Origin of the sequence: Sporosarcina thermotolerans (assembly GCF_030067815.1) — a bacterium.
In the GTDB taxonomy this organism is placed as follows: domain Bacteria; phylum Bacillota; class Bacilli; order Bacillales_A; family Planococcaceae; genus Sporosarcina; species Sporosarcina thermotolerans.
Genome location: NZ_CP125968.1, coordinates 1,999,865 through 2,022,980, shown reverse-complemented (window position 1 = coordinate 2,022,980; position 23,116 = coordinate 1,999,865). Strand labels below are relative to the sequence as shown.

Sequence of the window (23,116 nt, the reverse complement as noted above, 5' to 3'; positions counted from 1 at the left end):
TGTAGATATATATCGGGCTATGTTAATTAATTGAGGTCGGGTCCATGTCAACTGTCATGAGCAACCCTTCCTTCATCCAGTTTGTCCGATACATTTTTATCAATTGCTGTAGTGTTTCAATCAGCTTTGGCTCTATTTTGTATTTTATCAAACATTGGTACCGATATCTATTGTTCACGCGACTGATAGCAGCGGCGGCTGGACCGATAATGACCGTTTCAGGTGAGAGAGAATTTTTCATATACCTTGTACCTTTTTCAGCAAAATCCGCCACTTTCAATAAATCTTCATGGGAAAATTGGATAAGTGTTATATAAAAGAAAGGAGGATACCCATATTGTTTCCTCGCCGACATTTCCAAATTGTAAAACGTCTCGAAGTGTTGCGTCTTTGCAAGCTCTATCGCGTAATGTTCTGGAGAATACGTCTGAATGAATACTTCCCCAGCTAACTCATGACGTCCCGCACGTCCACTAACTTGAGTCATCAATTGAAATGTTTTTTCTGCTGCCGGAAGTCGGCCAAATGTAATGTAGTATCCGCAGCAAGTACACCAACCAATGTAATATTAGGAAAATCCAGTCCTTTTGCAATCATTTGGGTTCCTAACAGTATATCGGCCTTCCCCTCGCTAAATTTGCGAAGAAGACGTTCATGTGAGCCCTTCTGTCGAGTTGTATCTACATCCATCCGAAGCACCCTCGCTTCAGGGAATAGCTTATAAATTTCTTCTTCGGCTTTCTGTGTACCTGTCCCGAAGAACCGGATATGCTCACTCTCGCATTCTGGACAAACGAGTGGCACACCTTCCTCATGGCCACAATAATGACATTTCAATCTTTCATTTGCCCGATGATACGTTAATGAAATATCACAATTCGGACATTGGACGACTGTGCCACAATCTCTGCATAATACAAAGGAAGAAAATCCCCTTTTATTGAGGAATAGGACAATCTGTTCCTTCCTTTCAAGCCGCTGATGAATAGCATCCGCAAGACTCACTGAAAACATCGAACGATTTCCTTCTTTCAATTCGTCCCGCATATCGACAACCGTTACTGATGGTAATGATTGGTTCTTCGCTCTTTTCGATAACTCAAGTAGTGTATAGACTCCTTTTTCGCTCTCGCAAAAGATTCCAGCGAAGGGGTTGCACTTCCAAGGATAACCGGGCATCTGTAAAATTCTGAGCGCCAAATCGCAACATCCCTCGCATGATAGCGGGGGTTGTCCTCCTGTTTGTACGTAGATTCATGTTCTTCGTCGAGAATAATAATCCCAATATTTTCAAAGGGAGCAAAGATGGCCGACCGCGCACCAACGACAACCTTCACTTCGCGCCGATGTATTTTACGCCATTCATCGTATTTTTCACCAGCTGATAAACCGCTATGCATGACAGCGACAAGACTACCGAATCTTTCCTGGAAACGGGCCGTCATTTGCGGAGTCAAAGAAATCTCAGGGACGAGGACAATTGCTTCCTTCCCTTTTTCTAATACATGCTTGATAGCCTGTAGGTATACTTCCGTTTTCCACTACCCGTTACCCCATGCAAAAGAAAAGTTTCCGCTTTCTTCTGATCCGTTGCTATATTAACAGCTTGTAACGCCACTTGTTGTTCATCTGTAAGCCGAATTGGAATTGGTGTATCTTTTAAGTTCGGAGCCTCAGGTTCACGATAAACTTCCGCAACCCCTTCAATTCCTCCACCTTTTTCAACGATCGCTTTCAAGACGGAGTTCTGAATACCTGATTCCTTCAGAAGCTTAGAAACTTCCATTGTTTCCCCAGCGTGGCCTAACATCCAACTGATCAATTCCGTCTGTTTCTTTGCATTAGGATGAACTGACTTCAATAAATCGCTTAAGGTTAAAGAATCAGCAATTTGGATTGTCCGTACCTTTTTCATTTTGGTCTGTTGGCTAACTACGGTATCAACAGAGACTATGCCTTTTGTTGAATAGTCCTTAACAACTTTTAGCAAATGAGAATCATGAAGTTGCTTTAAAGGAATCCTTGTCCTCCCCTTCAAGAAATCGGATAGGCTTGGATCTTCAATCTCATCAGGTCGCTCTATATTAATGAACTTCTCATACTTTGCACGCATAGCAGCTGGTAACATGACTTGTAACGCATCAATTTCATATGAAAGTGTTTCCCTTGCCATCTTTTTTGAAAGCGATAAAAGTTCCGTAGACAAGATAGGCTCTAAATCAATTAATTCATCAATTGGCTTTAATTTTTCCTCATCAACTTCACTTTCCGCTTTCAATCCTGTGACGTACCCAAGCACTTTCCTCGGTCCAAATGGGACTTTGACACGTGATCCGATTTCCATAACCGATTCAAGGTGTTTCGGGACTCTGTAATCGAAAGGCCGGTCAATCGGATAGGCCGAAACATCTACAATGATTTCAACGATCATCTGAAATCGGCCTTTCGTCTGCCACAATCGTTTCAAGCAGCACTTTTGCAAGTTGTTTCTTTTCCATAGCTTCGAATGGATATTGATTTCCCATACCTGTCAATAGTGTGACGACATTCGTGTCATTTCCGAACCCACCATTAGGATCCGTTACATCGTTGACAATGATGTAATCCAAGTTCTTATTCGTCAGCTTAGACATGCCGTATGAAATCGCATCATTTGTTTCTGCTGCAAAACCGACAAGGATTTGGTCTTTCTTCTGTTCACCGAGTGTTCTAAGAATATCTGTTGTACGTTCCAGTTCAATGGATGAATCTCCGTCTTTTTTCTTCATCTTTTGTGTATGTTGTTCTTTCGGGCGATAATCCGCGACAGCAGCTGATTTTATAACCATCGATGCATTGTCGAAATTCTCAAGTACTGCCTCAAGCATCTCGGCCGCGCTCTCGACTTGTATAAATTCGACGCCCGCCGGTTTCGGCAAATCAACAGGTCCTGAAATTAAGACCGTATCAGCACCTAACGATACAGCTGCTTCAGCCATCGCATACCCCATTTTCCCGCTCGAAAAATTGGAAATATACCGTACTGGGTCGATTCGCTCTCTTGTAGGACCCGCAGTAACGACAACTTTTTTGCCTAACAGCGGCAATTCCTTAGTCGATTTCAAAAATCTCTGTTTCACAAGTTCAACTATTTTTTCAGGTTCTTCAAGTCTACCTTTCCCTACATAGCCACATGCAAGAAAACCTACTGACGGTTCAATGAAACGGAAACCATCCTCATGAAGTTGTTGAATGTTGCGGATAACCGCTTTATTTTCGTACATATGTACATTCATTGCCGGGGCGATCCAGACTTCAGATGTTGTTGCAAGTAATGTTGAGGTAACCATATCATCCGCAATGCCGTTAGCAATCTTTCCTATCGTATTAGCAGTGGCAGGCGCGACTATAATTAGATCCGCCCAATCCGCAAGGTCAATATGAGCGATGACACGGGAGTCTTTTTCGTCAAACGTATCGTAATAGACATCATTCCGCGACATTACTTGGAATGTAAGCGGTTGTACAAATTCCATAGCTGAAGCGGTCATAATCACTTTTATTTCCGCTCCTGCCTGGGATAGTTTACTTACTAACGCCACTGTCTTATAGACAGCAATTCCACCAGTGACACATACAAGAATTTTTTTATTCAACAAACGTCTCACCCTTTTTCAGTTAAAATGACAAACTCCCTAAGAAAGTTTGTTTCCAAGGGAGTTATAAGAGCTTATTAAATTCTTCACGGAAGCAAAGACAATCAGATTTCGTCTTCATAGACAATGGAAGCGTCTTGCACTTGTTTTGATAGTGCACCAGCTGCCACTTCTTCCAAGGCTTTCCCTACATTCTTATGAGAGGTATAGGTGCGAAGCAGTTCATTTTTACTTTCCTGCATTTCACGAGCTCTTTTTGCAGCAAGTGTAACTAACGTGTATTTCGAATCAATTTTGCCTTTTAATGAATCGACTGATGGATATAACATGTATTATTCCCCTTCCAACATAAGTAAATAACGTTTTTCGACGCGCTCACGACGACAATGTTCAGCTGTAACGATTGAATTGATGCGATCACAAGCTTTCGATACTTCGTCATTTTCAACAACATAATCGTATAAATTCATCATTTCTAACTCATCGCGTGCTTTTAACACTCGACTCGCGATAACATCGGCTTCTTCTGTGCCTCTTCCTACCAATCGATCCTCTAATTCGGAGAGGCTTGGCGGGGCAAGGAAGATGAAGAGTCCATCGGGAACCTTTTCCCTGACTTGTGCGGCACCGACAACTTCTATTTCAAGAAATACATCTCTTCCTGCGTCGAGAGTTTCGTTGACGTAGTCGAGCGGTGTGCCATAGTAGTTGCCTACGTATTCGGCATACTCGAGAAGTTTGCCTTCGTTAATAAGTGTTTCGAATTCGCTGCGGGATTTGAAGAAGTAATCGACGCCGTCTTGTTCGCCTTCCCGCGGGCTTCTTGTTGTCATTGATATTGAGTATTCGTAGTTTGTGTCAGGTTGTTGAAATAGTTCTTTTCTGACGGTTCCTTTTCCTACACCGGATGGACCGGACAGGACGATTAATAAGCCACGTTTTTTGTACATGCCATCCCTCTTCTTATGTATTATATAGTAGCGATAAAAGAATCAAATCTATACATGGACCGTTGCTTTGCGTTCCAGGAGGACGGTTTCCAATCGAACTACGAAGAGTTCGATTTGCCGTATTTCTGCGCCTTTTGCAGAAATTAAGGCAGGGCTTCCCCCAGGAGTCGCCGCCCTCTGCTCCAAGCAACTAATACTTCTCAATATAGAGCGTATTAATCCTTAGTACTTACTATATAGAAATTTTGGTTAAACGGTAAAAGAATCTCATCATATTATAACATAAGTTGACCGTAGAGTGCTAAAATGGAACAAAACGTTTGAAAGAGGAATTATCATGGCATTTGATGGATTATTCACTGCAGCGATTGTTAAGGAGCTGCAACAAATTAAAGATGGCCGTATATCGAAAATACATCAGCCAAATGCGCAGGAAGTTGTTTTGATGGTGCGGGCTGGAAGAAGCAATTACAAACTTCTCATTTCTGCCCATCCATCGTACTCTCGGGTTCAGTTGACTGATGAAACGATTGCAAATCCCGCGGAACCTCCTATGTTTTGCATGGTGTTGAGGAAGCATCTTGAAGGCGGTATGATTCAATCGATCAGGCAGTCAGGCAATGATCGTATCATATCTTTTGATATAAGAGCAAAAAATGAAATCGGGGATGAGATCCACCGTGAATTGATTGTCGAAGTTATGGGAAGGCATAGTAATTTATTATTGATCGACCGGAACGAAATATGATCATTGATAGTATGAAACATCTTCCGCCTTCCGTAAACAGTTACAGAACGGTTTTGCCTGGACAGCCTTATGTACCAGCACCGCCACAAGAGAAATTGGATCCATTTGAGTTGGACGAGAAGGAGTTTCTTTCATTATTACCAGAATGGGAGAATGCCAAACAGATTGTTGGGAAACTTTCGGGTTTCTCCCCTATCCATGGTGAGGAGCTTTTGCACCGTTTGAAAGGGATACGGGAGGAAGAAGCCTATCCTATCTATAAGACTTTCCTTTCTTCGTTCAAAGGTGTTGGCCAATTGCCAACGATTGCAGAGGTTGGTACGAAATCTATTTTTTCCGCGACAACATTGACGTATGCCGACAAAATCGTTGCAACGTTTGAGACTCTTGGTGAATTGCTTGATAAGGTTTATTTTGCAAGAGCTGAACGGGAACGTGTGAAATCACAAGCTGCTGATTTGGAACGTTGGCTTGATAATGAAACCGCTAAGTTGAAATTAAAGAAAGAAAAATTGGGTAAGGAACAGAAGGCGGCAGAGAAACTGGATACATTCCAATTGTATGGTGAATTACTGACCGCGAATAGCTATGCCATTCAAAAAGGAGATACTGAGGCTACTGTCGACAATTATTACGAGGAAGGAACAACTGTTACCATTCCCCTTGACGCCAGAAAGACCCCTATCGAGAATGCACAGCGCTTTTATTCCCGTTATACGAAAGCAAAAAATGCTTTGATCATGATTGCTGACCAATTGGCGAAAGCACGGGAAGACATCGAGTATTTTGAAATGATTAAGCAGCAAGTCATGCAAGCCTCTCCGGAAGATATCGATGAAATTCGGGAGGAGTTGGCGGAAGCGGGTTTAATGAGGGCAAGGAAAAGCAAGAAGAAGCAAAAGCCGAAAAAACCTTCTCCTGAAGCCTATGTCTCTTCGTCAGGCATTCCGATTTCTGTTGGTAAAAACAATAAGCAAAATGATTATTTGACGTTCAAGATTGCAGCGAGGGACCATGTATGGCTACATACGAAAGATATTCCTGGATCACATGTCGTAATACATGCGGCCAATCCTGATGAGGAAACGATTCAAGAAGCAGCGACTCTTTCAGCTTACTTTAGTAAAGCAAGAGGCTCATCTTCCGTTCCGGTTGATTTCACTGAAATCAAGCACGTGAAAAAGCCGAATGGCGCAAAACCTGGATTTGTTATATATTTTGAGCAGAAGACTTTGTATGTTACTCCAGATGAGGATGTTGTAAGGAAATTGAAGAAATGAAATAAAGGACTGCCGTATTGTATATGACGGCAATCCTTTTTATTACAGTGATCCGGTTTTTAATTTTCCATGCCATTCGAGCAAATCGCTAATGGATGCTTCATTAATCGATCCAGCATCTTTCGCGGCTTCTGTTAAAGCACCGAAATTCGTTAGACTTTGGTAAGATAGCCCCGCCTCTTCAAATGCCTGATCTGCACTTTCGAGTTCGTATGTAAAGATTGAGACAACGCCCGTAACCTCAACATCCTCTGAGCGAAGAGCTTCTACTGCATTCAAACTGCTTCCGCCTGTTGAAATTAAGTCTTCGATGATGATTGCTTTATCTTCCGGCTTCACTTTACCTTCAATTTGACGGCTACGTCCATGGCCTTTTGCCTTAGAACGGATATACACCATTGGCAAGTCTAAAATGTCCGCCACCCAAGCAGCGTGCGGAATTCCCGCTGTTGCCGTTCCAGCGATAAGTGTAGTCTCTGGATAATGTTCTTTGATTAACCCAGCAAGCCCTTCAGCGATTTGCTTGCGGCCTACTGGATCTGACATTGTCAAACGGTTATCACAATAAATCGGGGACTGTATACCTGATGCCCATGTGAACGGGTCTTCCGGACTCAATTCCACAGCTCCGACATTCAATAAGATTTCTGCGATTTCTTTTTTACCCAATTGACTCCATCCCTTTCCATAATGTACTAATTTCCTCGTAGGCAGCCAAAGGATCTGATGCGCCAGTAATCGCTCTTCCGACTACGATATGTGTCGATCCTTGTTTTTTCGCTTCTACTGGTGTAGCAACCCTTTTCTGATCATGCACCCCGCCCCCGGGTAAACGGATTCCAGGAGTGACCTTTAGGAATTCTGGTCCGCAGACTTCCGAAATGATCGAGGCTTCATGAACTGAACATACGACGCCATCGAGTCCAGCAACACTCGCAAGCTTTGCATAATGAAGGACAGATTCATCAAGGGATGCATGGATAAGTTGTTCCTCTTGCACCTGGCGTTCATCTGTCGAAGTGAGTTGAGTCACACCAATGATGGAAGGTCGTTTCATACCTGACGGCGTCCCTTTATCAAGTCCTTCAAGTGCTGCTTCCATCATTGTCCTCCGCCCGCAGCATGGACATTGACTAAGCCGACTCCTAAGCCTGCCAACACTTCCATCGCAGACTTCACTGTGTTCGGAATGTCATGAAGTTTCAAGTCTAAGAAGATATCAAACCCACGTTCTTTTAGTTTCTCAATAATTGCAGGGCCTTCTTTATAATAAAGTTGCATGCCCACTTTGACATTGACGTCTCCATTGAAAGCGCTAAGAAATTCAAACGTAGTTTGTGCAGATTCAAAATCTAACGCAATAATTGGTGAGGTTTTCATAATCGATGGCTCCTTCCTACAAGCTCTGAAATATGATCAACGCCTAATTCATCCAATTTCACTGGAAGTTCTTCAATGATTTTCGGGCATATGAAAGGATCGACGAAATTTGCCGTACCTACAGCAACAGCACTTGCACCTGCGGATAGGAAGTCGATGACATCTGCTGTTTCAGACACTCCGCCCATTCCGATGATCGGAATCGTAACGACTTGACTCACTTCGTATACCATTTTAATTGCGACCGGTTTAACAGCAGGTCCCGATAAACCGCCTGTAATATTCGCGATGATCGGACGTCCTGTCTTTTGGTCGAGCCTCATGCCGACAAGTGTGTTAATCATCGTAATACCATCTGCTCCAGCCGCTTCGACTGCTTTCGCGATTTCTTTAATATCAGTCACATTCGGTGAAAGCTTTACATACACAGGAACTTCAGACACTTCTTTTACAGCGGCTGTCAAATCATGCGCTTGCTGTGGGTCTGTACCAAAAGTGATCCCTCCGCATTTCACATTCGGACAAGATATGTTCAACTCAAGTGCTTTTACATTAGGAGCCGTTGAGATTGTTTTCGCCACTTCTACATAATCAGCTGTTTCCGTCCCAGCAACGTTTGCAATGATCGGAACATCAAATTGCTCAAGCCAAGGCAATTCATTTTCCATAACACTTTGCAAACCAGGATTTTGTAGACCGATTGCATTCAGCATTCCGGAAGCCGTTTCTGCAACACGCGGAGTCGGGTTGCCGAAACGCGTTTCAAGAGTCGTTGCCTTGATCATAATCGCACCTAATTTTGATAAATCATAAAGTGCCCCGTATTCTTTACCAAATCCGAAACAGCCCGATGCCGGCATAATTGGATTTTTCAATTGTAATCCTGGCAATTCCATTGATAATCTGTTCATATCGACACCACCCCTGCTGGAAATACTGGTCCATCCGAACATACTTTAACGTATGGTTTTTCGTTTTTCTCAGTCGTCTTACAAACACATGCGAAGCAAGCCCCAATGCCGCAACCCATCCGTTGTTCGAATGAAAGGAAACCCTTCTTTTCGGCGTATGCTGTTTGCACGGCGTTGAGCATCGGGATCGGACCACAACTATAGTAAGTCGCAAATCCATCGCCAATTTCCGCCATCACATCTGTGACAAAGCCCGCAGTTCCTTTCGTGCCATCTACTGTAGCTATATATGTATCTCCCAAAACGCTGAATTCTTCCTCGTAAAAAGAGAGAGACTCAGTTTGAAATCCTAATATATGAATGCACTTAACACCTTTAGCAGTTAGTTGTTTTGATAGCTCATACAAAGGAGGTACACCAATTCCCCCCCCACAAGAATAGCAGTTTCGCCTGCGGATGTTTCATCTACTGGAAACCCATTCCCCAATGGACCAAGAACATCCACTACCTCACCTTCCCTTTTCAGGGAAAGCAATGTCGTGCCCCTACCCTCTGCACGATAAATGATTGTCATTTCATTTCTTTCATTATCAATAGATGCGATCGAAATCGGTCTTCTCAACAGAGGTTCGAATGAGTCCGATACTCGTATATGGACAAACTGGCCGGGGGAACTAATTTCCCCACCAACTTGCCAGTTAATTTCATTTCAAATATATTCTTTGCAATTTCCCGTTGTCCCGACACTTTCATTCGGTCCTGGATGATCATACTCTCACCTGCTGTTTTGATATATTTTCCGTTTGATCAGCTGTGCTTCCTTCACTATCCTGCCAAACGATTTGTCCTCCGAAAATTGTTGTTACAGGCCATCCAGCACAATTCCAGCCGTCAAAAGGTGTATTTTTCCCTTTGGACAAAAACGTCTCCCGGTCGATTACTTGTTCTTTATTCAAATCAAGGAGAACGAGATCAGCTTGAGCACCGACTTCAATTTTCCCGTAAGGAAGATCAAATACAGCGGCAGGCTTGATAGTCATCCAGTCGATCAATTGCTTCAATGTCCATTTACCTTCTTTTACAAAATGCGTGTAAAGAAGAGGGAATGCTGTTTCGAATCCTGTAATCCCAAAAGGCGCGTTGGCAAAACCGGCATTTTTCTCTTCCGCTGTATGCGGTGCATGATCTGTTGCGATGAAGTCAAGTGTTCCATCCATTAGCCCTTCTTGCAACGCAAGCAAATCCTCTACTCCGCGAAGTGGTGGGTTCATCTTCCAATCAGCATCATCACCTGGGATATCCTCTTCAGATAAAATCAGATGATGAGGACTTACTTCAGCCGTTACATGAACTCCGGCTTTCTTCGCATCGCGGATGACCCTTACAGATTCTTTCGTACTCACGTGGCACACGTGGTAATGGGCGTTAGCTGCTTCCGCAAGAAGAATATCGCGGACGATATGAACCGATTCTGCCACTGAAGGGATTCCCGGAAGTCCAAGCTCTTTATTCCGTTTCCCTTCATGCATTGCTCCGCCGTATATTAATGTATTGTCTTCACAATGCGCGACAATTGGCATACCGATTTCCGCAGCGTCTTGCATCGCTTCGAACATCATTCCCGCTTGCTGGATGCCGACGCCGTCATCTGTGAATGCGAATGCACCGTTCTCCTTCAATTCTTTCAAGTTCGTCCGCTCTTTTCCAGCTTCCCTAATTGTTATAGAAGCGTATGGCAGCACTCGAATATGTGCTTTATCTGCGATCAATTTATTGACTAAGGATAAGTTTTCTTTTGTATCGGAACCGGTCTCGTATTCGGCATTGCGCAAATTGTTGTATACCCGCCTTTAGCAGCCGCAAGTGTACCTGTTTCAATTGTTTCTTTATGTTCCCCGCCAGGTTCGCGCAAATGGACATGGACGTCGATGAATCCCGGTGCAAGCAGCAGACCATTGCCTTCAATCACTTCGGAATTCCCTACATTCAAATCGGCGCTAATTTCGGATATTCGGTCCCCCTCAATTCGGACATCAACTAAAACCTTTTCACCTTCATTATTCAAAACATATGCACTCTTGATGATCTTTCCATGCCAATTCCTCCTTTTGTAAAATCGTTTCTAAGATAGCCGCACGTATATAGACACCATTTTCAACTTGCTTATAAATCATTGATCGGCTGCATTCGACAAGACTTCCCGCTATTTCAACGTCCCGGTTAACCGGTGCAGGATGCATGATGATCGATCCGGGCTTCATTTCCCTTTCCCGTTCAACTGTCAAACCATACTTCTCATGGTATTCTTCCTTCGTAAACCTCATTTTGCCATCATGTCTTTCGTGCTGAACTCTCAGAAGCATGACAACATCGCTTGTGTAGATCACTTCATCCCAGTCACTCACTGATGGGAAATCACCTGCCCACTCCGGGGGGCATAGGAATTTCACATTTGCACCAAGCTTTACAAGAGCATCTGCATTCGACTTTGCAACTCTACTATGGGAAATGTCACCGGCGATGAGCACATTTAACCCTTTAAAGCCGCCGAGCGTTTCTTTTATCGTGAACAAGTCAAGCAATGATTGTGTTGGATGTTGTCCTGATCCATCACCACCGTTGATAATTGCCATATTCATTTTTCCGACGAGATCCTCATAATAGCCTTCTTCGGGATGTCTAATGACGACTGCATCCAATCCGATTTCTTCAAGGGTGCGAAGTGTGTCGTACAACGTTTCTCCCTTTACTGCACTTGAAGAATTAGCTTCAAAGGGGATCGTTTCAAGACCCAATTTCCGTTCCGCCACCTCAAAACTCATTTTTGTCCGTGTACTTGGTTCAAAGAATAGATTGCTAACCATATATTTTTGAGGTAAAGCGCGGATTCCATATCTTTTTAACATTGCGGCACGATCCAAAATAGCTGAAATTTCGTCGATTGTTAAATCTTTCATTGATAATAGGTTTTTCATTTTGAAAATCCCCTTCCGTTTTGGATAAAAAAATGGCCTTTCCGTTAAATGGAAAGGCCAGTGGCATGACTGAACAACCGTCATTTAGATTAAATGACTATCAGTCTACTGAACCTTTCCTTGTCTCTCAGTACAATTTTAAAAGGTCTTTCTATTCTGTTTGACTATCAGCTAAACTATCATTTGATCTGCCTGGCAATATCATGTTAAGTAGCACACCGACGATAGCAGCAAGCGCCATTCCCCGACTTGGAATGTTTCGCTGAAATGGATTGACGCGCCGCCGATTCCGATGACAAGTATGACCGAGGCGATAACGAGATTCCGTTGCTGTCCAAAATCCACTTTGTGATCGACGAGCATCCTCAATCCTGATGAAGCGATGATCCCAAACAGTAGAATCGATATCCCACCGAGCACTGCTGTCGGAATCGTTGCGATAACTGCCATCAGCTTGCCGATGAAAGAGAACAATATCGCGAATACTGCCGCGCCAATAATGACGTAGATGCTATACACGCGAGTGATTGCCATTACTCCGATGTTTTCACCGTAAGTTGTTTTCGGTGGACCTCCAAGGAATCCACTTAGGAGAGTTCCTAACCCGTCTCCAAGTAAGGACCTGTTCAAACCAGGGTCTCTGATAAAGTCTTTATTGACAACACGACCTAATACAAGCTGGTGACCGATATGCTCCGAAATTGTAACGATTGATATTGGAACCATGATTGCAAGCAATGTTGGAGTAACAACAAAGTCATATCTATTCCAGGAATTAGGAATTCCGGCATTGCAATCCAATCGGCTTCATGCACTTTTGTGAAGTCCAATATTCCGATTGCCGCAGAGTATATGTAACCGACGACTATTCCGATCAGGACAGGCATGAGGCTGACCACTCCTCTAAAGAACATGAGGCAGATGATCGCTGCTGCCAATGTGACAATCGCTGCCGAGAAATGCAGAAGATTGTATTGCGCTTCGCCATCCACTTGGATTGTACTTGCCATGCTGACTGCCGTCGGTGCCAAAGCTAATCCGATTACCATGATCACCGGTCCGACTACGACTGGTGGTAGGAATTCCATGATCCACCCAGATCCCGTCGTCCAGATCAATAACGATACGAGTGCATACACGAGGGCGACAAACATGCTTCCGATCATCGCGCTTCCAATTCCACCATTTTCTGTAGCCACTATTATCGGCGCAATGAATGCGAAAGATGAACCCAGGTAAGCCGGAACTTTGAACCGTGTGACAAGGACGAAGACGATTGTCGCAAGTCCGCTTGTGAGTAAGGCAATTGCTGGGCTTAAGCCGACTAATTGCGGAACAAGGATTGTTGCTCCAAACATTGCAAACATATGCTGCAAACTAAGGGCGAGCCATTTACCAGCATCTGGTTTATCATGTACATCTAACACTTTGTTGTCACTCATCATTTCTCACCTGTCCCTATTCGGATTTTTCTTTATTTTGCGTGAATCGTTACGCCGTCCGAGCCATCTTCTTCAACGACATTGACGACTACCCGTTCTTCACTTGATGTCGGAATGTTTTTACCGACAAAATCAGGTCGAATTGGTAATTCGCGGTGTCCCCTGTCAACAAGGACTGCAAGCTGAATTGCCGCTGGTCTACCTAAATCGATAACAGCATCCATCGCCGCTCTCACCGTTCTTCCTGTGTAAAGCACATCGTCAACAAGAATCACTTTCTTTTCCGTTACATCGTGTTCAATGTCGACTTGGTGGACAAGTGGTTCATGGTTTCCATGTTTATGTTGAAGATCATCCCTATACAGCGTAATATCCAACTCACCAGTCAAAATCGGTCTTCCTTCAATTTGCTTGATCCTTTCTGCAAGACGTTTTGCAAGGACTGCACCTCTTGTTTTGATGCCGACAAGAATACATTCATCGATTCCTTTATTCTTTTCAATGATCTCGTAGGCGATTCTTGTTACCGCTCGTGATATTGCCTGTTCGTCAAGAATGATTGCTTTTTCCGTCATGAAAATTCCTCCTATAATTTAATCTTCTACTCGAGGTGCACTTTCTATTTTTACGTAAAAAAATACTCCTACCAAGATGGCAGGAGGTATACGTGCAGAAATAAGCGTATTCAAGAACAGCGTGCAGCTGTTCATAAATACTTTCCGTGCAACCTTCCCAGCCTCTCTGGACTGTCTTTAAAGGTATCGCTATTCAATTTCAGTTTTAGTATAGACTTATATATTTACAATGTCAACGTTTTTCGTTTTGCATTTTTTCAATCAGGTTTTTGAAGTCCTCCGGCAAAGGTTGTGTAAACTCCAGATATTCGCCTGTCTTCGGATGTTTGAAGCCGATTGTCCCAGCATGCAAAACCTGTCCATTGAAGTCGATTGTTTTCTTCGGGCCATATTTAGGATCCCCTGCAAGTGGATGTCCAATATACTTCATATGCACACGAATCTGATGGGTTCTTCCTGTTTCCAACCTACATTCGACTAATGTGAAGTCCCCGAAACGTTCTAAAACATTGAAGTGCGTAACGGCATGCTTTCCTTTATCTATAATCGTCATGCTTTGACGGTCCCTCGGATCTCTTCCGATAGGTGCATCAATCGTTCCCTGGTCATGCGGGATATGACCATGCACAAGTGCTGTATATACACGTGTAACGGATTTATCGACAAGTTGGTTTACAAGAGATACATGTGCCTGGTCATTTTTCGCGACCATTAGCAAACCCGAGGTATCCTTATCGATTCGATGGACGATACCGGGACGCATAACACCGTTAATACCCGATAGATCGTTCACTTGGTGCATCAACCCGTTAACAAGTGTTCCGCGACTATGACCCGGCGCTGGATGAACGACCATTCCACGGGGTTTATTGACAACAAGGACATCGCTGTCTTCATAAACAATTTCCAAGTCAAGATCCTCAGCAACAATATCAAGTTCTTCCAACTCAGGCTCGACAACTACGATAATATCTCCTGTTTTCACCTTATAATTGGCTTTCACTTGTTCTTCATTCACTAAAATCGCACCATCTTTAACCCATTGCTGAATCTGTGTCCGTGACCATTCAGGATTGTACGTCGATAATGCTTTATCGATTCGTCCTTTTTCCATATCTTCTGATACTACAATTTCAATCGGTTCCATTATGACACCTTTTTCTTGTTCTTTTTTTCATCTAATATTACGTGAATGATCATTAGTACTACCCCTATTGTCAATGCTGCGTCTGCAACATTAAAAATCGGGAAATCATAATTGACGATTGGGATGATTACGTCGACGAAATCGACAACTTCTTTACGCCATAATCGATCAATGAAGTTACCAAGCGCCCCTCCTAATAAAAACATCAAGCTTGTACTAAGTAAAGGTTGGCCTTTGCTTTCCTTGTGGAAGAAATAGATTATACCTCCCACAACAATTACTGTGACAACGTAAAATAGCCACATTTGCCCTTCAAGCATTCCCCATGCCGCTCCTTTGTTACGGTGCGAGAGGAGTGCAAGGTAAGGGTCCATAATTGGAATTCTTTCACCTAAATTCATATTTTGTACAACAAGCCATTTTGTCAGCTGATCTAACAGTATTAAAATAATTGCTATCCCGTAATAAATGAACATACCCAAAACCCCCGTCCGACAGTTTCCGTTTCATTTTACCATAAAAACACTTATATCATACAAACAAAGAAAAGGCTGATTATAACAACGGCATTCAGCCACTGTTACAAACAGCCTTAACCAAATTGCTTATGAATAGTATTTCTTTACAACATCTGCACAACGGGAACATAGTTCTGGATGTTCCGTATCGTTGCCGACAGTTTCTGAAATCGTCCAGCAGCGATCACATTTTTCACCGTCCGCTTTTTCAACAAGAACTGTTGCAGCATCAAGCTTAAGTGCATCAGTAGACATTTCCCCATCTTTGCCTTCGACAAAGTTAGAAACGATAAAGAATTGTGCGAAATCGATATCCTCCGCCGCAAATACTCCAGTCATTTTTTCCGGCAATGCGACAGTCACTTTTGCCTCAAGGGATTTACCAATTACTTTAGCATTTCGAGCTTCTTCAAGTGCTTTCAATACATCATCACGCACAAGCATCAATTTAGCAAATCGCTCGCGTAACGTAGTAGCCAATTCACCAAGTTCTTCAGCTTGTGGCATGTCTGTCAATTGGACGCTTTCCTCTTCAACATGCTCAAGGAATGCCCACATTTCATCCGTAGTATGAGGGATGATTGGAGTCAAAAGCTTCAATAGTGCAAGCAGGGAATCATACATAACCGTTTGCATCGCACGACGATGTGGATGATCCGCACCTTCGATATAGACAACATCTTTAGCGATATCCAAATAGAATGAGCTTAAGTCGCCTGTACAGAAATTATTTACAGCATGATAAACGCCTGCAAACTCATAGTTTTCATATGACTTCAATACTTCCTTAATTAAATCTTGAAGCTTCACATTGACGTATTGGTCAATCGGACGCATATCTTCAAATGCTACACGATCAGTTGACGGATTAAAGTCGGATACATTTCCGTGTAGGAAACGGAGGGTATTCCGGATTTTACGGTATACCTCTGATACTTGCTTAAAGTTCGAATCGGAAACACGGACATCTGCCGTATAATCTACAGACGATACCCATAGACGAAGAATATCAGCACCTAATTGATTCATCACTTTTGCTGGTACGATTACGTTTCCAAGTGATTTACTCATCTTGCGCCCTTCTCCATCCAAAGTGAAGCCATGGCTTAATAAGCCTTTATATGGAGAGATTCCATTGATCGCAACACTTGTTGTCAATGATGAGTTGAACCAACCACGGTATTGGTCGCTTCCTTCAAGATATAGGTCTGCAGGATAGACAAGATCGTCTCTCTCTACAAGCACACCTTGATGCGTTGAGCCTGAATCGAACCAAACATCCATGATGTCCGTCTCTTTCGTGAAGATGCCGTTCGGGCTGCCTGCGTGTTCAAAACCTTCAGGAAGAAGATCTTTTGCATCACGTTCAAACCAAATGTTTGAACCATGTTCACGGAATAGGCGAGATACATTGGAAATAGTTTCATCTGTAATGATGGCTTCTCCGTTTTCCGCGTAAAATACCGGAATTGGAACACCCCATACACGTTGACGGGAAATACACCAATCTCCACGGTCACGTACCATGTTGTAAAGACGTGTTTCACCCCAAGTTGGAGTGAATTTTGTATTACGGATTGCGTCAAGCAATTCGTTACGGAAAGAATTGATAGATGCAAACCATTGCGCCGTTGCACGGTAAATGACTGGTTTCTTAGAACGCCAATCATGTGGGTAGGAGTGCGTGATGAATGAAAGTTTCAAAAGTGCCCCTGCTTCATCCAACTTCTTCGTTACCTCTTTATTTGCATCTTCATAAAACAATCCTTCAAATCCAGGTGCCTCTTCAGTCATGACACCCCGGTCATTGACAGGGATAATGCATCAATTCCATATTGTTTCGAAACATAGAAGTCATCCTCACCGTGACCAGGTGCAGTATGGACACAGCCTGTTCCTGCCTCAGCTGTTACATGCTCACCAAGCATTACAAGGGAGTCACGATCGTAGAACGGATGTTTAGCAATTACCCGGTCTAAGTCGGCCCCTTTTAATTCGCGTACAACTTCGTATGATTCCCAGCCAATTTCTTTGGCAACTAATTCGACAAGATCTTTTGCCAATAGATATTTATTTCCATCCACTTCTACAATTGCGTAATTGAATTCCGGATGGACTGAAATTCCAAGGTTTGCAGGAATCGTCCAAGGAGTTGTCGTCCAGATAACAATACGGACGTCTTCTTCCACTACACCTAATCCGTCTTTGATCGGGAAAGCGACATAAATGGAAGGTGATTTTTTATCTTGATATTCAATTTCCGCTTCAGCAAGTGCTGATTCACTTGAAGGGGACCAGTAAACTGGCTTCAGGCCTTTGTAGATATAGCCTTTTTTCGCCATTTCGCCGAAAACTTCAATTTGTCGAGATTCAAATTCTGGTTTCAATGTGATATATGGGTTATCCCAGTTACCACGCACACCGATCCGTTTGAATTGTGAACGTTGGTTGTCAATTTGACTATAGGCATATTCTTCACACATTCTGCGGAATTCTGCAACAGAGTGCTCTTTACGGTTTACACCTTTGTTCACAAGTGCTTGCTCAATTGGAAGACCGTGAGTGTCCCAGCCTGGTACGTATGGAGCATGGAAGCCTGTCATTGATTTATGGCGAACAATCATGTCTTTTAGTACTTTGTTTAGGGCGTGACCCATATGAAGGTCACCGTTTGCGTATGGTGGCCCGTCGTGAAGTACGAAGAAGGGACGGTCTTTAGTCCGTTCTTGGACTTTTTGATAGATGTCCATTTCTTCCCACTTTTCCTGCATTTGCGGTTCTTTATTTGGCAAGTTGCCGCGCATTGGAAATTCCGTTTTCGGCATTAGCAATGTGTCTTTGTAATCCATTTAACTTCCTCCTTTAAAAGATATAACCTTGAAATGTTGATTTCAGCTATAGGCGGACGCTTTCCGCGGGCACGGCTTCAGCCGATCGAACCACGCAGAGTTCGATTTGCCGTATTTCTGCGGTTTTTGCAGAAATTAAGGCAGCGGCTAACTTCATCCTGTTCGCAACGCTCCGCTTTTGCTCACAAACACCGTTCTTCGTGACGGTGTTCGCTGGAGTCGCCGCCTTCCGCTCCAATCAACGGAAAATCTAAAATAACAATAAATGTTCTTAAGTGGTGAAGAATATAAAAAACCCCGCCCCTAAAAAAGGGACGAGGTTTTGTTCTCGCGTTACCACCCTAGTTGCAATATGAACTCATATTGCCGCTCAGAACACCATAACGGGGTGCATCCGGGATTGGTTTTGGTCAATCCGGCTCTAAAGTGATTTTCGTTTCCGTTCATCGACCAGGCTTCCACCATCCCCGGCTCGCTATACGTGTATACGGAAAGTACTCTCTCTGTCAACGCCTATTCCTGCTTATATGGTAATTATTATATGCGTGTTGGAAATAGTTTGTCAAGCATCCTTGTTATTCAACATCAGAGGCAGCTTCAAGTTCTTCTGCATCTGGTCGATATTCCATAAGTCTTTCCCAATCATCCGTTTTAATCATGTCGAGTTGAGCCTCGATTAACATACGGAATCGATTTCGGAATACTTTTGACTGTTTTTTCAAATCTTCAATTTCCATAGCAATCTTCCTAGGACGGGATAGTGCTTCGTTAACAATACGGTCTGCATTCTTTTCCGCTTCTTTAACGATAAGCTTGGATTCTTGAAGTGAATTCCTTCGCACATCCTCTGCCGCTTCTTGGGCAATTAAAATGGATTTTTGCAATGTCTCTTCTATGGAATTAAAGTGGGAAATCTTTTCCTTCGTTTCCTTAAGACTATTTTTTAATGTCTTGTTCTCCTCAAGAACATTTTCGTAGTCCTTCATGATTTGTTCAAGGAATTCATTGACCTCATCTTCATCATACCCGCGGAAGCCACGGCTGAATTCCTTATTATGTATATCAAGCGGTGATAATGCCATCTGCTGTTTCCTCCTCTTCAAATCTTCTTATTCTTATTATACATGTACACAAAAGATAAAACAGCAGTTTTTATACAGATGTCTGAAAAATCATTCTAACTTCCCTATCAACAATCTAATTTTATCTTTTCGTGTTCTGCCTTCAATCGACATAATTTTAAAACGCCCAAAACCTCTAATCGAAAGGATATCTGATTCATTCACTTCAAACGCTTGCTGATTACGAATAACGTGATTCACTTTCACTTTATCATTCTGAACAAGTGCGACCGCTTTTTGACGCGGATAATTCACTAACGAAGCGACAATTGAGTCGAGACGTAAAGAGCTGATTGTATGAAGCTCCTCTTTCCATGATTCTGCCATCACGATTAGGTCGTCCGCGGAAGTGACTTCTTCAACACGTACTTTGGATTTACCGATTGAAGTTAAGTTAGCGATAAGATAATCTTTCATCTCTTCTGCTGCGGTGAATTGAGCGACACCTTCCTTAAGGCGTATATCTCCAAATTTCGAACGGTCGATACCGAGTGCCATAAGTGATCCTAAAATGTCACGATGTTCAACCGACATGAATTTTGCAGGATACCTAACTGAAAAAACAATTACTTGAAAATCTTCATCTTCGGGTTCGTAATAATCCGGATAGATTAAAGCGCGTTGACGTTCCGGTTCAAGGAAGGCACCGTTTACCGCAAATTGCAAACCAGAGCCTCCTACGATGGAACTTAAAATGAAAATCTGTCTCGGATCAAGAAAACCAGTTAACTTCGGAGAATACGTATCCTCAACTTCCCGCGTCCACCCGACTACAGTTTCTATGAATGGCTGCTCGTCTTTTCTAAAATGTTGTAAGATGGATTCCATTGTTTACGACTCCTTACGATGATTGAGAGAATGCCCTTTATAGAAAAAACCTCACATGAGTGAGGCTCTGATTAACCTATATACTTCAAATACGCCTCTTGTAATTAAATAATTCAAGACAAAAATAGCAACGATCGGCGAAATATCAATCATTCCAAGTGGTGGAATGAATCTGCGGAAAAAGGCCAAATAAGGCTCAGTTATCCGGCTTAAGAGTATACCAAATTTAGTTTCCCTCGATGCTGGTACCCACGACATTAAAATATATATAATGAGGAGTATCATGTAAAGTTGTATTCCCTTAAATATTAGACCAAATATCAAATCAACAGCTTGTATCATATCAGTTTCTACACCTCATCCAGTTCTATCTTTCAAAAAAATCCGAAATGGAACCTGCCACTTCGACGTTCTCAGGCACGCATAAAAAAATATCAGTTCCGATACGTTGAATATCTCCCCCAAGCGCATAAACTGTCCCACTTAGGAAATCTACAATACGGATACCTTGATCTCTTTCAATTCTTTGTAAATTTACAACTACTGCCCTTTTATTCTTCAAGTGTTCGGAAATATCCTGTGCTTCTGCATAAACCCTTGGTTCAAACAGGACAACTTTTGAAGACTTCTGAAGGCTTTGCAAGCTTACGACCGTGCCTGGTTGCTGTGTTTCCGCCACTTGCTGTTTTCGTGATGCCACTTTCCTTGGCTGTTGTTCCTGAGTAGGCGGCTGTTGTCGAACAGGCTGCTCTTGTTGGATTTCCTCTTCATCTTCAAGATAAAACCATTTTTCAAACTTTCTTTTTATACTCATCCGTCTCCCTCGCTTTCCAATCCGACTAAAGCGGTACCGATTCTAATATGGGTTGCACCTTCTTCTATTGCTATTGTGTAATCATTTGACATTCCCATAGATAATTCTGTGCAAGGTGCATTTATTAAGTTAAGAGCAGCTATCTGGTCACGAAGGACACGTAACGACCGGAATACCGAACGGATTAAATCCTCATCCTCTGTAAATGGTGCCATTGTCATTAATCCGATGACACGTATTTTATCAAATTCCGATAATTCACGAAGAAACCCTTTTAGTTCTTCCGGTTGAATTCCTGATTTGGATTCTTCTCCTGAAACATTCACTTGTAAAAAGCAATCAATAGTAGATGCTGCCCTTTTTTGAATCTCTTTTGCAATAGTTATCCGATCAAGGGAATGAAGAAAATCTACTTTATCAATGATGTCCTTAACTTTCCTACTTTGGACGTTCCCGATGAAATGCCAGTTGATAGTATCCAAGGTAATCTCTTCCTGTTTTCCTAAAAGTCCCTCAGGCCGATTTTCTCCAAGGTTGTCTATACCGGCTTTAATAACTTCCTGCGTTCTTTCGACTGAAACTTGCTTTGTTACGGCAATAACAGTTATATCGTTTCTTTTACGTCCTGAACGTGTGCAGGCAGCTTGAATCTCTTCTTCTATAACTTTCATTCGTTGTTGAAGTGTTTCCAATGCAATCACTACTTTTCGGGTTACTTTGCTTTATTGTATCAAGTGAATGCTCACATATCAATGATAAGTCATCATGTATCGGTCTTTTTACCGACTAACACAATATCTTTTCCTATTGTTAACACATCGTCATATTTAACTTGCTTCAAATCTTTAATTTTTGAATCTAAAAAAAGCGACCTTTCTGCCCCTCCAACTTGTAAAACTGCAATCTTCCCGTTTTTCATATCAATTGTTGCATCTTGAACAAATCCCAAGAACGATCCTTTTTTCACTTCAATTACTTCTTTTTTTTGCAAATCGGAAAATCTCATCTACATTCCTCCTTTTTACAGGATATGCGTAATGCGGCAAGAAAAAAACGCAATGCATTTGCATTGCGTTACCGTCATCATTTATTTTCCATACCTTCACGAATAATTTGAATGGCGTTTTTCTCTAACCTTGAAATCTGTGCTTGGGAGATACCTAATTCTTTAGCTATTTCGGTCTGAGTCTGCCCTAAATAAAATCGTTTAGAAAGGATCAATTGCTGTCTTTCCGTCATTCCTGAAACAGTTTCCTTTACTGATACATAAGTGAGCCAACGCTCTTCTGATACTTTTTTATCTTGTAACTGGTCCATAATATAGACTGGATCTCCACCATCCCCATTCATTGGTTCATGTAGGGACATTGGATCTTGGATTGCATCCAAAGCAAACAATATATCATCTTCAGGAATACCTGTAATTTCGGCCAAATCGGAGATTCTTGGTTCTTTTTGATGATCATTGACAAATTGTTCCTTCGCCCGAATTGCTTTATAAGCAATATCTCTGAGAGATCTGGATACCCTAATAGCATGGTGATCCCTTAAATGCCTTTTAATTTCACCAATAATCATTGGTACGGCATACGTTGAAAATCGGACATTATGTTTCAAATCGAAATTGTCAATTGACTTCAATAAACCGATACAACCTACCTGAAAAAGATCGTCTGCTTGTTCACCCCTATATGCAAATCTTTGGACAAGGCTTAGCACCAATCGCAAGTTCCCAACTACAAGTTCTTCCCTTGCAGATTCGTCACCATTTTGAAGCCGGATAAACGTTTCTTTCATCACTTCATTCGTCAGTAATGGCAAATTGGACGTATCGATTCCGCATATTTCCACTCTTGTACGCATCATTCGCTTTTCCTCCGCATTCTGTAGATGACTGTACGAAATAGTTTGTCCTCAGTCTTGCAGAATATGCGAAATTCGAT

The 23,116-nt window shown here is 42.5% G+C and carries 16 protein-coding genes, 7 pseudogenes and 1 other annotated feature; of the genes and pseudogenes, 1 reads left to right on the top strand and 22 read right to left on the bottom strand.

The genetic code is table 11. The features are described from left to right. Nucleotides 1-22: 22 nt before the first annotated feature. The 4 genes and pseudogenes from priA to gmk all read right to left on the bottom strand — a co-directional run bounded on the left by priA (nucleotide 23) and on the right by gmk (nucleotide 4,585). Nucleotides 23-2,431 (bottom strand): annotated as a pseudogene (gene priA, locus QNH10_RS11515) (primosomal protein N'). Beyond that, a complete protein-coding gene (gene coaBC, locus QNH10_RS11510) occupies nucleotides 2,421-3,638 on the bottom strand; it encodes a bifunctional phosphopantothenoylcysteine decarboxylase/phosphopantothenate--cysteine ligase CoaBC (RefSeq protein ID WP_283731678.1) in 1,218 nt (405 codons plus the stop codon). The pseudogene priA and the gene coaBC overlap by 11 nt, the downstream one beginning before the upstream one ends. A gap of 101 nt (nucleotides 3,639-3,739) precedes the next feature. After that, nucleotides 3,740-3,964 carry a DNA-directed RNA polymerase subunit omega gene (gene rpoZ, locus QNH10_RS11505; protein ID WP_283731677.1) on the bottom strand — a complete coding sequence of 75 codons (225 nt, stop codon included), beginning with the start codon at nucleotides 3,962-3,964 and terminating at the stop codon, nucleotides 3,740-3,742. Between the two features lie 3 nt (nucleotides 3,965-3,967). Next, nucleotides 3,968-4,585: a guanylate kinase gene (gene gmk, locus QNH10_RS11500; protein WP_283731676.1), complete on the bottom strand. Its 618-nt coding sequence runs from the start codon at nucleotides 4,583-4,585 to the stop codon at nucleotides 3,968-3,970. Nucleotides 4,586-4,922: 337 nt separating this feature from the next. On the opposite strand from gmk, the pseudogene QNH10_RS11495 reads away from it, so the two are divergent. Then, a pseudogene (locus QNH10_RS11495) lies at nucleotides 4,923-6,613 on the top strand (Rqc2 family fibronectin-binding protein). Between the two features lie 42 nt (nucleotides 6,614-6,655). Here QNH10_RS11495 and pyrE read toward each other — a convergent pair. The 18 genes and pseudogenes from pyrE to sigG form a co-directional block, all read right to left on the bottom strand. After that, on the bottom strand, nucleotides 6,656-7,282 hold the full coding sequence (gene pyrE / locus QNH10_RS11490; RefSeq protein WP_283731675.1) for an orotate phosphoribosyltransferase: 627 nt from the start codon (nucleotides 7,280-7,282) through the stop codon (nucleotides 6,656-6,658). Continuing rightward, nucleotides 7,275-7,993, bottom strand: a pseudogene (gene pyrF, locus QNH10_RS11485) (orotidine-5'-phosphate decarboxylase). The gene pyrE and the pseudogene pyrF overlap by 8 nt, the downstream one beginning before the upstream one ends. Further along, nucleotides 7,990-8,904: a dihydroorotate dehydrogenase gene (locus QNH10_RS11480; RefSeq protein ID WP_283731674.1), complete on the bottom strand. Its 915-nt coding sequence runs from the start codon at nucleotides 8,902-8,904 to the stop codon at nucleotides 7,990-7,992. The pseudogene pyrF and the gene QNH10_RS11480 overlap by 4 nt, the downstream one beginning before the upstream one ends. Continuing rightward, nucleotides 8,901-9,675 (bottom strand): annotated as a pseudogene (locus QNH10_RS11475) (dihydroorotate dehydrogenase electron transfer subunit). The gene QNH10_RS11480 and the pseudogene QNH10_RS11475 overlap by 4 nt, the downstream one beginning before the upstream one ends. Next, nucleotides 9,672-10,990, bottom strand: a pseudogene (locus tag QNH10_RS11470) (dihydroorotase). The pseudogenes QNH10_RS11475 and QNH10_RS11470 overlap by 4 nt, the downstream one beginning before the upstream one ends. Next, the gene (locus tag QNH10_RS11465) at nucleotides 10,962-11,879 is read right to left on the bottom strand and encodes an aspartate carbamoyltransferase catalytic subunit (protein ID WP_283731673.1); all 918 of its coding nucleotides are present in this window, start codon (nucleotides 11,877-11,879) and stop codon (nucleotides 10,962-10,964) included. The pseudogene QNH10_RS11470 and the gene QNH10_RS11465 overlap by 29 nt, the downstream one beginning before the upstream one ends. Nucleotides 11,880-12,030: 151 nt before the next feature. After that, nucleotides 12,031-13,324: pseudogene (locus QNH10_RS11460) on the bottom strand (uracil-xanthine permease family protein). Between the two features lie 29 nt (nucleotides 13,325-13,353). After that, on the bottom strand, nucleotides 13,354-13,896 hold the full coding sequence (gene pyrR / locus QNH10_RS11455) for a bifunctional pyr operon transcriptional regulator/uracil phosphoribosyltransferase PyrR (RefSeq protein ID WP_283731672.1): 543 nt from the start codon (nucleotides 13,894-13,896) through the stop codon (nucleotides 13,354-13,356). 232 nt (nucleotides 13,897-14,128) lie between these two features. Further along, nucleotides 14,129-15,043, bottom strand: coding sequence for an RluA family pseudouridine synthase (locus QNH10_RS11450; protein ID WP_283731671.1), 915 nt, complete (start codon nucleotides 15,041-15,043; stop codon nucleotides 14,129-14,131). Further along, the gene (gene lspA / locus QNH10_RS11445) at nucleotides 15,043-15,519 is read right to left on the bottom strand and encodes a signal peptidase II (protein WP_283731670.1); all 477 of its coding nucleotides are present in this window, start codon (nucleotides 15,517-15,519) and stop codon (nucleotides 15,043-15,045) included. Before lspA ends, QNH10_RS11450 begins: the two co-directional genes overlap by 1 nt. A 129-nt stretch (nucleotides 15,520-15,648) precedes the next feature. Beyond that, nucleotides 15,649-18,410 (bottom strand): annotated as a pseudogene (ileS, locus tag QNH10_RS11440) (isoleucine--tRNA ligase). Between the two features lie 307 nt (nucleotides 18,411-18,717). Continuing rightward, nucleotides 18,718-18,929, bottom strand: a binding site (T-box leader). A 56-nt stretch (nucleotides 18,930-18,985) separates the two neighbouring features. Next, nucleotides 18,986-19,492, bottom strand: coding sequence for a DivIVA domain-containing protein (locus tag QNH10_RS11435; RefSeq protein ID WP_283731669.1), 507 nt, complete (start codon nucleotides 19,490-19,492; stop codon nucleotides 18,986-18,988). A gap of 90 nt (nucleotides 19,493-19,582) precedes the next feature. Beyond that, the gene (locus QNH10_RS11430; RefSeq protein ID WP_283731668.1) at nucleotides 19,583-20,359 is read right to left on the bottom strand and encodes a YlmH family RNA-binding protein; all 777 of its coding nucleotides are present in this window, start codon (nucleotides 20,357-20,359) and stop codon (nucleotides 19,583-19,585) included. A gap of 51 nt (nucleotides 20,360-20,410) precedes the next feature. Continuing rightward, complete coding sequence (locus QNH10_RS11425) at nucleotides 20,411-20,644, bottom strand: YggT family protein (protein WP_488199568.1); 234 nt, start codon at nucleotides 20,642-20,644, stop codon at nucleotides 20,411-20,413. Between the two features lie 82 nt (nucleotides 20,645-20,726). After that, nucleotides 20,727-21,173: a cell division protein SepF gene (locus QNH10_RS11420; protein ID WP_283731666.1), complete on the bottom strand. Its 447-nt coding sequence runs from the start codon at nucleotides 21,171-21,173 to the stop codon at nucleotides 20,727-20,729. Continuing rightward, nucleotides 21,170-21,865 (bottom strand): YggS family pyridoxal phosphate-dependent enzyme, encoded by a 696-nt coding sequence (locus QNH10_RS11415; protein WP_283731665.1) that lies wholly within the window; start codon nucleotides 21,863-21,865, stop codon nucleotides 21,170-21,172. The genes QNH10_RS11420 and QNH10_RS11415 overlap by 4 nt, the downstream gene beginning before the upstream one ends. A 71-nt stretch (nucleotides 21,866-21,936) precedes the next feature. Further along, nucleotides 21,937-22,179: a PRC-barrel domain-containing protein gene (locus QNH10_RS11410; RefSeq protein WP_283731664.1), complete on the bottom strand. Its 243-nt coding sequence runs from the start codon at nucleotides 22,177-22,179 to the stop codon at nucleotides 21,937-21,939. Between the two features lie 77 nt (nucleotides 22,180-22,256). Then, a complete protein-coding gene (gene sigG, locus QNH10_RS11405) occupies nucleotides 22,257-23,039 on the bottom strand; it encodes an RNA polymerase sporulation sigma factor SigG (RefSeq protein ID WP_381426999.1) in 783 nt (260 codons plus the stop codon). Nucleotides 23,040-23,116 lie beyond the last annotated feature (77 nt).

What these genes read in the sequence shown, in the direction of transcription:
- rpoZ (WP_283731677.1), bottom strand. Translation starts at nt 3,964, where the DNA reads ATGTTATATCCATCAGTCGATTCATTAAAAGGCAAAATTGATTCGAAA.
- pyrR (WP_283731672.1), bottom strand. Translation starts at nt 13,896, where the DNA reads ATGACGGAAAAAGCAATCATTCTTGACGAACAGGCAATATCACGAGCG.
- QNH10_RS11450 (WP_283731671.1), bottom strand. Translation starts at nt 15,043, where the DNA reads ATGGAACCGATTGAAATTGTAGTATCAGAAGATATGGAAAAAGGACGA.
- lspA (WP_283731670.1), bottom strand. Translation starts at nt 15,519, where the DNA reads ATGTTCATTTATTACGGGATAGCAATTATTTTAATACTGTTAGATCAG.
- QNH10_RS11425 (WP_488199568.1), bottom strand. Translation starts at nt 20,644, where the DNA reads ATGATACTCCTCATTATATATATTTTAATGTCGTGGGTACCAGCATCG.
- QNH10_RS11410 (WP_283731664.1), bottom strand. Translation starts at nt 22,179, where the DNA reads ATGAGATTTTCCGATTTGCAAAAAAAAGAAGTAATTGAAGTGAAAAAA.
- QNH10_RS11465 (WP_283731673.1), bottom strand. Translation starts at nt 11,879, where the DNA reads ATGAAAAACCTATTATCAATGAAAGATTTAACAATCGACGAAATTTCA.
- QNH10_RS11420 (WP_283731666.1), bottom strand. Translation starts at nt 21,173, where the DNA reads ATGAGTATAAAAAGAAAGTTTGAAAAATGGTTTTATCTTGAAGATGAA.
- QNH10_RS11435 (WP_283731669.1), bottom strand. Translation starts at nt 19,492, where the DNA reads ATGGCATTATCACCGCTTGATATACATAATAAGGAATTCAGCCGTGGC.
- gmk (WP_283731676.1), bottom strand. Translation starts at nt 4,585, where the DNA reads ATGTACAAAAAACGTGGCTTATTAATCGTCCTGTCCGGTCCATCCGGT.
- QNH10_RS11480 (WP_283731674.1), bottom strand. Translation starts at nt 8,904, where the DNA reads ATGAACAGATTATCAATGGAATTGCCAGGATTACAATTGAAAAATCCA.
- QNH10_RS11430 (WP_283731668.1), bottom strand. Translation starts at nt 20,359, where the DNA reads ATGGAATCCATCTTACAACATTTTAGAAAAGACGAGCAGCCATTCATA.
- sigG (WP_381426999.1), bottom strand. Translation starts at nt 23,039, where the DNA reads ATGATGCGTACAAGAGTGGAAATATGCGGAATCGATACGTCCAATTTG.